Origin of the sequence: Micromonospora sp. URMC 103, from assembly GCF_051386435.1 — a bacterium.
In the GTDB taxonomy this organism is placed as follows: Bacteria; Actinomycetota; Actinomycetes; order Mycobacteriales; family Micromonosporaceae; genus Micromonospora.
In genome coordinates, this window is record NZ_JBPQTR010000006.1 from 18,424 (window position 1) to 31,808 (window position 13,385).

Sequence of the window (13,385 nt, forward strand, 5' to 3'; positions counted from 1 at the left end):
CCCCCGGGGCGTTTTCGTCACAGCAGCTCGGCGACCACCAGGCCACCACGCGCCTTCGGCGTGAACCAGGTGCTCTTACGCGGCATCTTCTCCCGGGCCAGGTTCACCGCGACGAAGTCGTCGACAGTCACCGGGGCGATGAGCACGGCCAGCTCGGCGCGGCCGGCGTCGACCTCGCTGGTCAGCCAGCTCGCCGGGTAGTCGCCGCCCACGTAGGTGATCCGCTTGTCGCCCGGGTCGAGGCCCAGCGCGTCCCGCAGCACGAGCCGCTCGACCAGGGCGTGGTCGAGGTTCTCCAGCCGGCCACCGCCGACGTGCGGCAGCGTCACGGCGTACCCCCGGCCGGGGAGCCGGAGGTGGACGGTGCCGCCGGCGGCGGGAACCTCGACCGGGCCGTCGATCGGGGTGATGCCGGCGCCGGCCGCGCGGAGCCGGTCGAGCAGCTCGTCGCCGCTGGTGGTCAGCTCGCTCACGAGCCGGTTGTACGGCTGGATGGCCACCGACCGCGGCGTGGTGACGACGGCCAGGAAGCGCGGCAGGTCACCGGTCTGCGCGGCGAGGCTGCGGTGGTTGCCGTCGGCGACCACCAGCTCGCCGCCGCCGGCCAGCGCGGTCAGCGCGTCCTGCTCGGGGCCGGGGCCCACCAGCCAGATGGCGTGGGTGCGGCCGGCCTGGTCGGTGTCGGTGGCGGCGGGGGCGCCCGCCGACTCGGTCGCGGCGGCGAGCGCCTCGTGCAGCTCCTCCCCGCGCCCGGTCTGGAGCAGCAGCACCGGTGAGAGCAGGTGCCCGAGCGCGTGGGCCAGGGCGACCCGCTCCCGGACCTTGGCGAGAAAGACGTCCTCGTTGCGGATCACCAGGCCCGGCTCGTCGGCCCGGGTGGAGATCTGGTCCGTGTCCACCATGGCGAAGAGCCCGTACGCCGGGTCCTCCCCCGGCGCGCTGATCCGGTAGAGCACCACGACCTGCTCGGCCGGGGTGTAGCTGCCGTCGGCCTTCGCCTCGCCGAGCCGGGCGACGGCGTCGGGCAGCGCGTCGAGGAACGACTCCCCGAGGCTCTCCGGAGCCCGGTGCGGCATCTCGATGCCGAGGGCACTGTGCGGGTTCGCCTCGATGATCGCGGTGATCTCCGCGTCGTCGGCGAACTCGTCGTAGTTCTGCGCGCCGGTGCCGCCGGTGGTGATCCAGGCCCGGGCGATCGGATGCACGATCGTCATGCCCGCTGACGCTACCGTCGCCGTGCCGGGCGGGGACGCGGACCCGCGCCGTGGTCCACCAGGTGAAAGCACGGCGCGGCCGGCGGATCAGTGCCGGCGCTCGGCCGCCCGGCGATGCCGACCGGCACCGACCGGAGTCGCGCCGACGGGGCCGCCGCCCACCGGGCCCGCGCCGACCGGGCTGCCGCCGACCGGACCGGATCCGACCGGGCCGGATCCACTATTGGGGCCGACCGGGCCGCGGGTGGCCGGCGTGGGCGGGGTACGGCGGGCCGGGGCCGCGCCGGGCGGGGTGAGCCGGGACGTGGCCGCCACCCGGGCCACGCCCACCACGATCGGCGGCGCGAGCAGGTCGGCCACGTGCTCGGGCAGATCGGGCCGGACCGTCGGCCAGCGGGAGTCGTCGACCGACCAGTACGCGGGCACGTCGGCCGGCTCCTGCTTGATCGGCGCGTCGTCACCGGACACGCGGCGGTGCTTGGCCATCGGGATGCCTCCACGAGCTGCGAATTGCGGACTGCGAACGGCTGCGGCGGACATCGAGCCAAACGAGATCGGCGGCGCCCCGGTGACGGGCGCCGTAACGGTGTTAACAGGGCCCCTGCCGCGCCGGCGGCGACGACAGGGGCCCTTCCGCGTCAGTCGAAGATCGGCCCCAGCTCCCGGGTCCGCTTGAGCTCGTAGAAGCCGGGGGTGCCGGCGACCAGCAGGACTCCGTCCCAGAGCCGGCCGGCCGCCTCCCCCTTGGGGGCCGGGGTGATCACCGGGCCGAAGAAGGCGACGGTGCCGCCGTCCGGGCCCGGGGCGTGGATGACCGGGGTGCCGACCTCCTGGCCGACCGGCCGCATACCGGCCTCGTGGCTCGCCCGCAGCGCCTCGTCGTACTCGGTGCTGTCGGCGGCCGCGGCCAGCTCCGGGTCGAGCCCGGCGTCGGCCAGCGCGGCGGCGTACAGCTCCGGGCCGCGCTGCTCCTTCCCCAGGTGGATCCGGGTGCCGAAGGCGGTGTAGAGCGGGCGCAGCACGTCGTTGCCGTAGCGCTGCTCGGCGGCGATGCAGACCCGTACCGGGCCCCAGGCGGTGCTCAGGAACTCCCGATAGTCCTCCGGCAGGTAGTCCCGGCTCTCGTTGAGCACGGACAGGCTCATCACGTGGAAACGGATGTCCACGTCACGGACCCGTTCGACCTCGAGCAGCCAACGGGACGTGATCCAGGCCCACGGACAGGCCGGGTCGAACCACATGTCGACGGCGACACGTTCGCTCACGGTGCGGTCCCTTCACGACGGGGGCGCCGTACCACGCGGCGCCTTCCCCGATCCTCACCCCGGGGCACATCGACCGGCAGCGGAATGAGAGCGTGACCTCGGCCACCGCGGCGCGCCGGTGCGTGCAAGACTCGGTTCCGGGCCGACCACCAGGAGTGGCCGGCGGACGGCGCGGCGGGCGTAAGCGCGAGTGGGATGGAGACGAACAGTGCCGGGAGTGCGCAACCTGACGCAGGTCGAGGCGACCGAGCGGGCACGCCTGCTCGAGGTGACGGGGTACGACATCAGTCTGGACCTGTCGACCGCCGTGCAGGCCGAGGGCCGCACGTTCCGGTCCACCACGGAGGTCCGGTTCCGCTGCGCCGAGCCGGGCGCGAGCACCTTCATCGAGGTGGCCGCCGACTCGGTGCGGTCGGCCACCCTGAACGGGTCGCCGGTCGACCTCTCCGGCTGGTCCGCCGAGAAGGGGCTGACGCTCACCGACCTGCAGAGCGAGAACACGCTCCTCGTCGAAGGCGACTTCGCGTACTCCAACAGCGGGCAGGGCCTGCACCGCACGGTCGACCCGGTCGACGGCGAGACGTACCTCTACAGCCAGTTCGAGACGGCCGACGCCCAGCGCGTGTTCGCGTGCTTCGACCAGCCCGACCTGAAGAGCGTCTACACCTGGCGGGCCACCGTCCCGGACCACTGGCGCGTGGTGTCCAACATGCCGGTGGAGCGGGAGGAGCCGGCCGGCGAGGGCCTGAAGACCCTCCACTTCGCGCAGTCGGTGCGGATGAGCACCTACATCACGGCGCTCTGCGCCGGGCCGTACCACGAGGTGCGCGACAGCCACGACGGCATCGACCTGGGAGTGTTCTGCCGGGCCTCGATGGCGCGGTACCTGGACGCCGACGACCTCTTCCTGATCACCAAGCAGGGCTTCGACTTCTTCCACGAGCAGTTCGGCGTCCGCTACCCGCTGCCGAAGTACGACCAGCTGTGGGTGCCCGACTTCAACGCCGGCGCCATGGAGAACTTCGGCTGCGTCACCCACGCCGAGTCGCACTACATCTTCCGCTCGCAGGTCACCGACTTCGAGTACGAGCAGCGGGCCAACACGATCCTGCACGAGCTGGCGCACATGTGGTTCGGCGACCTCGTCACCATGCGCTGGTGGAACGACCTGTGGCTCAACGAGTCGTTCGCCGAGTGGGCCAGCCACTGGTGCAACACCAACGCCACCCGCTTCCGCGAGGCGTGGACGACGTTCCTGTCCATCCGGAAGAACTGGGGCTACCGGCAGGACCAGCTCTCCTCGACCCACCCGGTCTACACGGAGATGCCGGACATGGAGGCCGTCGAGGTCAACTTCGACGGCATCACGTACGCCAAGGGCGCGAGCGTGCTCAAGCAGCTCGTCGCGTACGTCGGCGAGGAGCCGTTCCTGGCCGGCCTGCGCGCGTACTTCGGCAAGCACGCGTGGGGCAACGCCACCTTCGACGACCTGCTCTCCGAGCTGGAGGCGGCATCCGGCCGGGAGCTGCGCAAGTTCGCGGCCCAGTGGCTGGAGACCGCCCAGGTGAACACGCTGCGGCCGGGGGTGGCCGTCGGCGCCGACGGCGCGTACGAGCGGGTGGTGGTCCGGCAGGAGGCCCCCGCCGGTCACCCGACGCTGCGCACCCACCGGATCGGGGTGGGCCTCTACGACCTGACCGACGGGCGGCTGGTCCGCCGGGAGCGGTTCGAGGTGGACGTCACCGGCGAGCGGACCGAGCTGACCGACCTGGCCGGCGTCCGGGCCGCCGACGTGCTGCTGCTCAACGACGACGACCTCACGTACGCCAAGCTGCGGCTGGACGAGGCGTCGATGGCCACCGTCGTGCAGCACATCGCCGGCTTCGAGTCGTCGCTGGCCCGCGCGCTCTGCTGGACGGCGGCGTGGGACATGACGCGTGACGCCGAGCTCGCCGCCCGCGACTACGTGGCGCTCGTGATGGCGGGGCTGCCCGCCGAGACCGACATCAACCTGGTCACCGCGACCCTGCGCCAGGCCACCACCACGCTCACCCTGTACGCCGACCCGGCCTGGGCGCCGACCGGCTGGGCGGAGCTGGCCCGCACCGCGAAGGCCGCCCTCGCCGCCGCCGAGCCGGGCAGCGGCTTCCAGCTGGCCTGGGCCCGGGCGTACGCCTCGGCGGCACGTGGCAGCGAGGACCTGGCCACCCTGCGGGGCTGGCTGGACGGCACGCAGGTGCCGTCCGGTCTCAGCATCGACACCGAGCTGCGCTGGGGCGTGCTCGCGGCGCTCGTCGCCAACGGGGCGGCCGGGGCCGCCGACGTGGAGGCCGAGCTGGCACGGGATCGGACGGCCAGTGGCGAGCGTGAGGCGGCGTACGTGAACGCGCTGGTGCCGACCGCGGAGAACAAGGCCGCCGTGTGGGCCCTGCTCACCGGGCCCGAGGCGCTTCCGAACTGGCGACACCGGGCGCTGCTGCAGGGCTTCACGCACCCGACGCAGGTCGAGCTGGTGGCACCGTACCGGGAGCGGTACTTCGCCGCCGTCGGCGAGGTCTGGGCCAGCCGCGACAGCGAGCCGGCGCAGGAGTTCGCCCAGCTCGCCTACCCGGCGTACCTGGTGGACGACGACACGGTCGCGGCCACCGACGTCTGGCTGGGCGGGGACGGCCACCCGGCGCCGCTGCGCCGGCTGGTGGCCGAGGGCCGCGACGGCGTGGTCCGCGCCCTGAAGGCCCGCGAGCGCGACGCGCGCAGCGCCTGACGCGACGATCGGAGGCGGCCCGGGGCCGGCGTGGGTGGAGACCCGCGCCCGCCCCGGGCCGGACGACCCCGTCGAGGTCACCGAGCCGTGGCCGATGGTGGTGGAGCCCTCCGCCTGGCCCCGTTGACCAAGGACGAGAAAGCCCGGCCCGCGTACCGCGGGCCGGGCTTCGTCGTACGAGAAGGGCTCAGCCCTTGCCGGCGTGGCTGGCGAGCTGGTCGAGGCCGTTGATGATGCCGCCGGCCAGGTCACCGCCGCCGAACGCCGCCACCATGGAGAGGGCGGCGAGCTTGGCGTACGTGTCCGGGATGCGCTTGCGCGCGTGCCGGCCGGTCACGATCTCCAGCTGCCGCTGGTTGGGCGAGACGGCGATCAGCACCGACCGGTCCGGGTCGGCGAGCTGCCGGTGCAGCCGCTCGGCGTGCTCGCGGATCGGCTCGTCGAGGCCGCCCACGAAGACCGAGAAGACCAGTCCGGTCCCCTGGTCGGCCAGGCGCAGCGCCTCGTCGATACGCAGCAGCTGCCGGGTCGAGAACGGGCCGTCCAGCACCTCCGGCGGGGTGCCCGTGCCGACCTGCGTCTCCTCACCAACGGTCACTTGCGCCTCCGGTTCCACCGGCCGGCGCCTCCCGGCCGGCCTGCTCCTGCTTGCGGCTGGTCAGCGCCGGCGCCTGCGCGCCCGCTGCCAGGGCGGTGCCGGCCGCGTCGGCCAGCTGCTCCGGGCGGGCCAGGAACCAGACCGGAGTGAAGTCGAAGGCCCGGCCCGGCCGGTAGCGCTTGGCGCCGCCACCACCGCCGCCACCGCGGCTGACCACGTACGCCAGACCGCCGATCACCAGTACGGCTGCCGCCGGGATGCCGACGTAGATCAGCAACGTGTCGGTAACAGACAATCCCAACGCCCCCAGGCGGAAGAAGGGACCTCGAGCATCAAGGTCGGGTGGACAGGGTCAGGGCGTCGACCGCCCGACTCCGCTGCCTTTCACGTTAGCGGAGCCGACGGCCCGCCAGATTGCGGGGTGGCGATCCCACCCGCCACTGGCGTGCTCCAGTTGCGCAGCGGTGGCGATCAGCCGTGCGTCGTCACCGTACCGGCCGGTGAGGAGGACCCCCACCGGCAGCCCCGCCGCCGTCTCGCCGACCGGCAGCGAGACGGACGGTTGACCCGTGACGTTGAAGATGGCGCAGTACGGCGAGAACCGCCGCTGCCGGTCGAAATCGGCCGCCGGGTCGCCGTCGGCGCTGAACCAGCCGACGGGCGCCTGCGGCGCCGCGAGGGTGGGGCAGAGCAACAGGTCGCACCCGGCGGTACGGCGCACGCCGAGGCGTACCTGGGCCTGGAGTTCGCCGAGCGTGGCCGACAGCGTCCCTGCCGACACCTCGGCGCCCCGGGCCCGCAGGAACCGGGTGAGGGGCAGGAGCTGGCTCTCCCGCTCCGGTGGCACCGGGGCGAGCGCCAGCACGTACCAGACGACCTCGAACAGCGGCCACGCGGCGGGGCCGAGCGGCGCGGGAACGTCGACCACCTCGTGTCCGGCGGCGGCGAGCAGCGCGGCGGCCCGGTCGACGGCCGCCACGCAGTCGGGGTGGACCGGTTCCTCGGCGAGCATCGGGGCCGTGAACCGGCCGATCCGCAGCCGGCCGGGGACCGCGGCGCGGGCGGCGCCGAGGTAGCCGGTGGGCGGCGCGACCGGCGGCAGGTAGGGCTCGCCCGGCACCGGCTGGGCCAGCACGTCGAGCAGGGCGGCGGCGTCCGCGACCGTACGGCTCATGGGGCCGTGTGTGGGCAGGCCGAACGCGCCGAAGCCGATTGGCCCGCCGGAGACGAGCCCGCGGCTCGGCTTGTAGCCGACCAGACCACAGAGCGCGGCGGGGATGCGCAGCGAGCCACCGCCGTCGGAGCCCTGGGCCACCGGCACCAGCCCGGCCGCCACGGCGGCGGCCGCGCCGCCGCTGGAGCCACCCGCCGTGTACGCGATGTCCCACGGGTTGCGCGCCGGCGGCGCGACGAGGCCCTCGGAGTAGAGCGAGCAGCCCAGCTCGGAGGTGGTCGTCTTGCCGAGGCTCACCATGCCGGCCGCCGCCATGAACCGCACCACGTCGGCGTCGACGGGCGGCACGAAGTCGGCGAAGGCCGCGGAGCCGAAGGTCGTCCGGACCCCGGCGGTCAGGGTCAGGTCCTTGATCGCGGTCGGTGTCCCGTGCAGGGGCCCTCGCGCGTCGGCGGGCGCCGCGTCGGCGGCCCGGGCGGCGTCCCGCGCACGCTCGGGGGTGACGGTGACGAACGCGCCGACGGTGTCGCCGAGCGCGTCCACCCGGCGCAGGTGGTGCTCGACGAGTTCCACGCTGGACAGCTCGCCGCGGGCGATGGCGGCGGCCTGCTCCAGCGCGGTCAGGTCGTGCGGCTCGGCCATGCCCTCATCCTGCCCGTCCGCCGGCCGCCGGGCGCGCAGACACGGCCGTCAGTCGGTAACGGGCCGGCCGAGGAAGCGCAGGGCGTTGCGGGAGAGCAGCTTGTCGCGCTGGCCGGCCGTGAGGAAGTCGGCCGTGCGGACCACCTGGCCGACGGGGCGCTCCCCCAGCGGGTACGGGTAGTCGCTGCCCACGAGCACCCGGTCCTCGCCCATGGTGTCGACGAGCAGCCGCAGGGCGGCCGGGTCGAAGACCACCGAGTCGACCAGGAACCGGTCGACGTACGCGCTGGGCGGTGCCGTCGAGGCGCCGCGGACCAGGTCGCCACGGCGGTGCCAGGCGTTGTCGGCACGGCCGAGCCAGAACGGGAAGCTGCCGCCGCCGTGCGCGAAGCAGATCCGCAGCGTGTCGGGGACCCGGTCGAAGACGCCGCCGAGGATCAGCGCCAGCAGCGACAGGTGGGTCTCGGCCGGCATGCCGCTGAGCCAGCGGGCCATCCACCGGTCGAGGCGCGGGCCGCCGGGCATGTCCCAGGGGTGGACGAAGACCGGGGCGCCGACGTGCGCGCAGTGCTGGAGGAAGGTGACCACGCCCGCGTCGTCCAGGTCGCGGTCGCCCACGTGGTTGCCGATCTCCACACCGGCGTGGCCGGCCGCGAGGCAGCGGTCCAGCTCGGCGCAGGCCGCGTCCGGGTCCTGGAGCGGCACCTGGCAGAACGGCACGAGCCGCGGTCCGCCCGCGGCGGTGACCGTCAGCGTGAGGTCGTTGAAGATCCGGGCGACCTTCACGGCCTGGTCGGCGGGGCGGTCGTAGCTGAAGAAGACCGGCGTGGGTGAGACGACCTGCACGTCGACGCCGTCGGCGTCCATGTCGGCCAGTCGTGTCGGCGCGTCCCAGCACTCGGCGCCGACCGGCCGGAACTCCGTCTCACCCACCATGATCATGGCGGCGCGCTCGGAGTCGACCCGCAGCCAGGGCCAGCCGGACCCGCCGCACGCGGCGCCGAGGTCCGGCCATCCCTTCGGTACGACGTGCGTGTGCACGTCGACGACCGGCGGCGCGGCGGCCGGACCGCCCATCAGCCCTTGCCCGGGTGCAGCGCGCCGCAGCTCGTGCAGGTGCGGGCCTTCTCGTCGCCGTAGAACGCCTGGAAGACCGGCGGCAGGTCGGCCGCGATGTCGCGGACCTGCAACTCCACCTCGTGCACCTTGTGGCCGCACTGCGGGCAGTACCACTGGAACCTCTCCAGGGTGCCCTCCTCCCGGACCCGTTCCACCACGACGCCGATCGAGCCGGCCTCTGGGCGCTGCGGCGAGTGCGGGGTGTTGCGCGGCAGCATCCACATCTGACCCTCGCGCACGTGCACCGTACGCGGCCCCTCGGGAAGCATGAGGTTGATGTGCATGTTGCCCTTGACCTGGTAGAAGAACTCCTCGTACGGGTCGACGTGGAAGTCGGTCCGCTGGTTGGGCCCGCCGACGACCATCACGATGAAGTCGTCCCCGCCGGGGAACATCTCCTTGTTGCCGACCGGCGGCTTGAGCAGGTGCTGGTTCTCGGCGATCCACCCGGGAAAGCTGAACGGCTCGGCGATCTCGCTCACGACTGACCTCCTGACGGGAGAAGGGCCACGGCCTGAATCTCGATGAGCAGGTGCGGGTGCGGCAGTTGGTGCACGGCGACCGTGGTGCGGGTGGGCCCGGTGGCGTCGAAGAACTCCGCCCACACCTCGTTGTAGCCGCCGAAGTCGTTCATGTTGACCAGGTACGAGGTGACCTGGACCAGGTCGGACAGGTCCGCGCCCACCGAGCGCAACAGGTCGCGGACGTTCTCGATGACGGCCCGCGTCTGCGCGCGGATGTCGAGGTCGGTCGTGCCGAACTCGTCCACCCGCACACCCGCGAACGTGTTGTCCGGGCGGCGCGAGGACGTGCCGGAGACGAAGACGAAGCCGCCGGCCACCTTGACGTGCGGGAACGCCCCGCGCGGGACGGCCTTCCCCGCGACGACCAACGCTTCACCACTCACGACACACCACGCCCGGGGACGGACGCGCGAACAACGACCACGACCGCGTTCCGGGCAGCCCGGCCGGCGGAGGGATCAAGCCTGACCGCCCGGAGCCGCCCGGGCTGCCCGGAACCCCCAACGCCGATCACGACGAAGCCCGCAGCGAGGCCGTACCCAGCTTCTCCACCACGGCCCGCACGTACGCGCCGCGGCGCAGCGGCACGGCAGCCGTCGCGGCGCCGGCCAGGAAGACCCAGCCCTCGCGCAGCCGCACCCCGTGCCGGCCGGCCAGCCGCAGCCCCTCGTCGAGCGCGCGGCGCGGGTCGCCGAGGATCGCCGCCGTCGAGCCGACCTGCGCCACCCGGCCGTCGATCTCCAGCAGCACGCCCAGGTTCTCCAGCCCGTCCGGCACGGGCGACCAGGGGCCGATCGCGAACGCGGCGGCCGAGGTGTTGTCGGCGATCACGTCGGGCAGCGAGAACGTGAAGTTCGCGTACCGGGAGTCGATCAGCTCGATGGCCGGGGCCACCGCGCGGACCGCGTCGGTGAAGTCGCCCACCGGCTCGCCCGGCTCGGGCAGCCGGTCCAGCAGGAACGCGACCTCCGGCTCGACCCGCGGATGGATGTACGCGCCCACGTCGACCGTGCCGCCGTCGGGCACCCGCATCGCGTCGGTGAGCCGGCCCCAGATCACCTCGTCCACCCCGACCTGGGCCATCTTCGCCCGGCTCGTGAGACCCATCTTGAGCCCCACGAGCCGCTCGCCCCGGGCCAGCCGGCGCTGCACCAGCGCGGTCTGCACCGCGTACGCGGCGTCCACGTCGAGGCCGGTCTCGGCGGCGAGCTGGCCGGTGGCGGTGGCCGTGTCGGCCGCCGCGCCCAGCCTCTCGGCGATCCCGGCGACGTCCGGTCCGATCACGCGGGCTCCTCCTGTTCGGCGCGCTGGCGCACCAGGTCCAGCGCCACGTCGACGATCATGTCCTCCTGACCGCCGACCATCCGCCGACGGCCCAGCTCGACGAGGATCGAGCGGACGTCCACCCCGTACCGCGTCGAGGCGCGCTCGGCGTGCCGGAGGAAGCTCGAGTAGACGCCGGCGTAGCCGAGCGAGAGCGTCTCCCGGTCGACCTGCACGGGCCGGTCCTGCAACGGCCGGACGAGGTCGTCCGCGGCGTCCATCAGCGCGAACACGTCGCAGCCGTGCTTCCAGCCGTGCAGTTCGGCGACCGCCACGAAGACCTCCAGCGGGGCGTTGCCGGCGCCCGCGCCCTGCCCCGCGAGGGAGGCGTCCACCCGTACGGTCCGCCCGTGCGGCGCCTCCGGGCCGGCCGGGCCCGCGCCGGCGACCCGCCCGTGCTCGACGGCCACCACGCTGTTCGCGACCCCGAGCGAGAGGTTGTGGTGCGCGTGGATGCCGATCTGCGTTCCCGGCTCGAGCACCTGCCGGTACGCGTCGATCCGCTCCGCCACGTCGGACATCAGCAGCCGGCCGCCGGAGTCGGTGACGTACACGCAGTGCGCCCCGTACGACTCCATGAGCCGGGCCTGCGCGGCCAGCGTGGCCGGGTCGGCCATGTGCGACATCATGAGGAACCCGGAGACGTCCATGCCGTTCTCCCGGGCCCAGGAGATGTGCTGGGCGGAGATGTCCGCCTCGGTGCAGTGGGTGGCGATGCGGACGCTGGTGACGCCGAGCGCGCGGGCGGCCCGCAGGTCGGCGATGGTGCCGATGCCGGGCAGCAGCAGCGTGGTGAGCTTCGCGTTCGTGAGCACCTCGGCCGCCGCCGCGATCCACTCGGCGTCGCTGGCCGCGCCGTGGCCGTAGTTGACGCTCGACCCGGCGAGCCCGTCGCCGTGCGCCACCTCGATGGCGGCCACGCCGGCCGCGTCCAGCGCCCCGGCGATGGCCCGCACCTGCGCGACGGTGTACCGGTGCGCGATGGCGTGCATGCCGTCGCGCAGCGTCACGTCCTGGATGTAGAGGTCGGTCATGCGGGCACCCCCTCCGCGCGGAGCGCGACCAGCCGCTCCGCGGTACGCAGCGCCGCCGAGGTCATGATGTCGAGGTTGCCGGCGTACGCGGGCAGGTAGTGCCCGGCGCCGGAGACCTCCAGGAAGACGGAGACCTGGAGACCCCGCAGGTGGCGGCCCAGCGACGGCACGTAGGTGTCCACCCGGTCGAACTGCACGTCCTGCTTGAGCCGGTAACCGGGCACGTACTCCCGCACGGCGGCCACCATCTCCGCCACGGATTCCGCGACGGCCGCCGTGTCGGCGTCGGCGTCCGGGCAGAGGCAGTAGACCGTGTCGCGCATCAACAGCGGCGGCTCGGCCGGGTTGAGGACGATGATGGCCTTGCCCCGCTCGGCGCCACCCACCACCTCGATGGCCCGGGCCGTGGTCTCGGTGAACTCGTCGATGTTCGCCCGGGTGCCCGGGCCGGCCGACCGCGAGGCGATCGAGGCGACGATCTCGCCGTACGCCACCGGGGTGACCCGGCCGACCGCGGCGACGATCGGCACGGTGGCCTGCCCGCCGCAGGTGACCATGTTGAGGTTCCGCTCGCGCAGGTGCTCGTCCAGGTTCACGGGCGGCACCACGTACGGGCCGATGGCGGCCGGGGTCAGGTCGATCACCGTCCGCCCGTGCGCGCGCAGCAGCGCGTCGTTGTGCCGGTGCGCCCCGGCCGAGGTGGCGTCGAAGACCAGCTCCACGTCGGCGAACTCCGGCATCGCCACCAGCCCGTCCACGCCCTCGACCGTGGTGGCCACGCCGAGCCGGCGCGCCCGGGCGAGGCCGTCGGAGGCCGGGTCGATGCCGGCGAGGGCGACCATCCGCAGGCCGGCGCCGAGCCGGAGCACCTTGATCATCAGGTCGGTCCCGATGTTGCCGGAACCGATCACCGCCACCCCGACAGTCACCCGGCCTCCCTCGTGAAACACGTCCGTACCGAACCGAGGCCGGAGATCCGTGCCTCGTACGCCGCGCCGGGCTCGACCGGCACCATGGGGCCGAGCGCTCCGGAGAGCACCACGTCCCCGGCGCGCAGCGGGTCGCCGGAGCGGGCCATGGTGCGCGCGAGCCACTCCAGCGCGTGCAGCGGGTTGCCGAGGCAGGCCGCGCCCGCGCCCACCGAGACGGGCTCGCCCGCGCGCTCCAGCACCATGCCGCACAGCCGCAGGTCGACGTCGGCGAGGCGGCGCGGCGAGGTGCCCAGCACGAACAGCCCGCTCGAGGCGTTGTCGGCCACGGTGTCCACGATGGAGATGTCCCAGTCGGCGATCCGCGAGTCGACGATCTCGATGGCCGGCAGCAGGTGGTCGACCGCGCGGACGAGGTCGGTCGTGGTGACCCGCTCGTCGGTCAGGTCGGCGCCGAGCACGAACGCGACCTCCGCCTCCACCCTCGGCTGGAGCAGCCGGTCCATCGACACCTCGACCCCGTCGCCGACGGCCATGGCGTCGGTCAGCATTCCGAAGTCCGGCTGGAAGACGCCGAGGCTCTCCTGCACGGCCCGCGACGTCAGCCCGATCTTCGCGCCCACCCGGCGCTCGCCGCGGCCCTGCCAGGCCCGCGCCTGGAGCTGCTGCACGCGGTACGCCGACTCGACGTCCCCCTCCGGCAGCAGCCGGCCCCGCAACGGCGGGCAGGGCTTCCCCGTGCTGCGCGCGTCGGCCAGCTCCCGGTTCGCGGCTTCCAGATCAACCCTCATGCCTGCTC

Annotated in this window: 14 protein-coding genes; 1 reads left to right on the forward strand and 13 read right to left on the reverse strand. The window is 73.7% G+C overall.

Going from position 1 to position 13,385, the window contains the following annotated elements:
• Positions 1-17 precede the first annotated feature (17 nt).
• From ACSNOA_RS26320 to ACSNOA_RS26330, 3 genes are all read right to left on the reverse strand, one after another.
• Complete coding sequence (locus ACSNOA_RS26320) at positions 18-1,214, reverse strand: DUF1015 family protein (RefSeq protein ID WP_436662481.1); 1,197 nt, start codon at positions 1,212-1,214, stop codon at positions 18-20.
• Between the two features lie 87 nt (positions 1,215-1,301).
• Positions 1,302-1,700, reverse strand: coding sequence for a hypothetical protein (locus ACSNOA_RS26325; RefSeq protein WP_436662482.1), 399 nt, complete (start codon positions 1,698-1,700; stop codon positions 1,302-1,304).
• A 152-nt stretch (positions 1,701-1,852) separates the two neighbouring features.
• Positions 1,853-2,479, reverse strand: coding sequence for a mycothiol-dependent nitroreductase Rv2466c family protein (locus ACSNOA_RS26330; protein ID WP_436662483.1), 627 nt, complete (start codon positions 2,477-2,479; stop codon positions 1,853-1,855).
• A 217-nt stretch (positions 2,480-2,696) separates the two neighbouring features.
• Here ACSNOA_RS26330 and pepN point away from each other — a divergent pair, with 217 nt between their 5' ends.
• Positions 2,697-5,243 carry an aminopeptidase N gene (pepN, locus tag ACSNOA_RS26335; RefSeq protein ID WP_436662484.1) on the forward strand — a complete coding sequence of 849 codons (2,547 nt, stop codon included), beginning with the start codon at positions 2,697-2,699 and terminating at the stop codon, positions 5,241-5,243.
• Positions 5,244-5,430: 187 nt separating this feature from the next.
• On the opposite strand, the gene ACSNOA_RS26340 is transcribed toward pepN, so the two are convergent.
• The 10 genes from ACSNOA_RS26340 to ACSNOA_RS26385 form a co-directional block, all read right to left on the reverse strand.
• Positions 5,431-5,841: a DUF5130 family protein gene (locus tag ACSNOA_RS26340; RefSeq protein WP_436662485.1), complete on the reverse strand. Its 411-nt coding sequence runs from the start codon at positions 5,839-5,841 to the stop codon at positions 5,431-5,433.
• Positions 5,828-6,136, reverse strand: coding sequence for an aa3-type cytochrome oxidase subunit CtaJ (ctaJ, locus tag ACSNOA_RS26345; protein ID WP_436662486.1), 309 nt, complete (start codon positions 6,134-6,136; stop codon positions 5,828-5,830). Before ctaJ ends, ACSNOA_RS26340 begins: the two co-directional genes overlap by 14 nt.
• A gap of 57 nt (positions 6,137-6,193) precedes the next feature.
• Positions 6,194-7,657: an amidase gene (locus tag ACSNOA_RS26350; protein ID WP_436662487.1), complete on the reverse strand. Its 1,464-nt coding sequence runs from the start codon at positions 7,655-7,657 to the stop codon at positions 6,194-6,196.
• Positions 7,658-7,705: 48 nt separating this feature from the next.
• Positions 7,706-8,734 carry an amidohydrolase family protein gene (locus ACSNOA_RS26355; protein ID WP_436662488.1) on the reverse strand — a complete coding sequence of 343 codons (1,029 nt, stop codon included), beginning with the start codon at positions 8,732-8,734 and terminating at the stop codon, positions 7,706-7,708.
• Positions 8,734-9,258: a 3-hydroxyanthranilate 3,4-dioxygenase gene (locus tag ACSNOA_RS26360; protein WP_436662489.1), complete on the reverse strand. Its 525-nt coding sequence runs from the start codon at positions 9,256-9,258 to the stop codon at positions 8,734-8,736. Before ACSNOA_RS26360 ends, ACSNOA_RS26355 begins: the two co-directional genes overlap by 1 nt.
• The gene (locus tag ACSNOA_RS26365) at positions 9,255-9,683 is read right to left on the reverse strand and encodes a RidA family protein (protein ID WP_436662490.1); all 429 of its coding nucleotides are present in this window, start codon (positions 9,681-9,683) and stop codon (positions 9,255-9,257) included. The genes ACSNOA_RS26360 and ACSNOA_RS26365 overlap by 4 nt, the downstream gene beginning before the upstream one ends.
• 127 nt (positions 9,684-9,810) lie before the next feature.
• Positions 9,811-10,584 (reverse strand): 2-keto-4-pentenoate hydratase, encoded by a 774-nt coding sequence (locus ACSNOA_RS26370; protein ID WP_436662491.1) that lies wholly within the window; start codon positions 10,582-10,584, stop codon positions 9,811-9,813.
• Positions 10,581-11,657, reverse strand: a complete 1,077-nt coding sequence (dmpG, locus tag ACSNOA_RS26375; RefSeq protein WP_436662492.1) for a 4-hydroxy-2-oxovalerate aldolase — start codon at positions 11,655-11,657, stop codon at positions 10,581-10,583. Before dmpG ends, ACSNOA_RS26370 begins: the two co-directional genes overlap by 4 nt.
• On the reverse strand, positions 11,654-12,586 hold the full coding sequence (locus ACSNOA_RS26380; RefSeq protein WP_436662493.1) for an acetaldehyde dehydrogenase (acetylating): 933 nt from the start codon (positions 12,584-12,586) through the stop codon (positions 11,654-11,656). Before ACSNOA_RS26380 ends, dmpG begins: the two co-directional genes overlap by 4 nt.
• The gene (locus ACSNOA_RS26385; protein ID WP_436662494.1) at positions 12,583-13,377 is read right to left on the reverse strand and encodes a 2-keto-4-pentenoate hydratase; all 795 of its coding nucleotides are present in this window, start codon (positions 13,375-13,377) and stop codon (positions 12,583-12,585) included. The genes ACSNOA_RS26380 and ACSNOA_RS26385 overlap by 4 nt, the downstream gene beginning before the upstream one ends.
• Between the last annotated feature and the right edge of the window lie 8 nt (positions 13,378-13,385).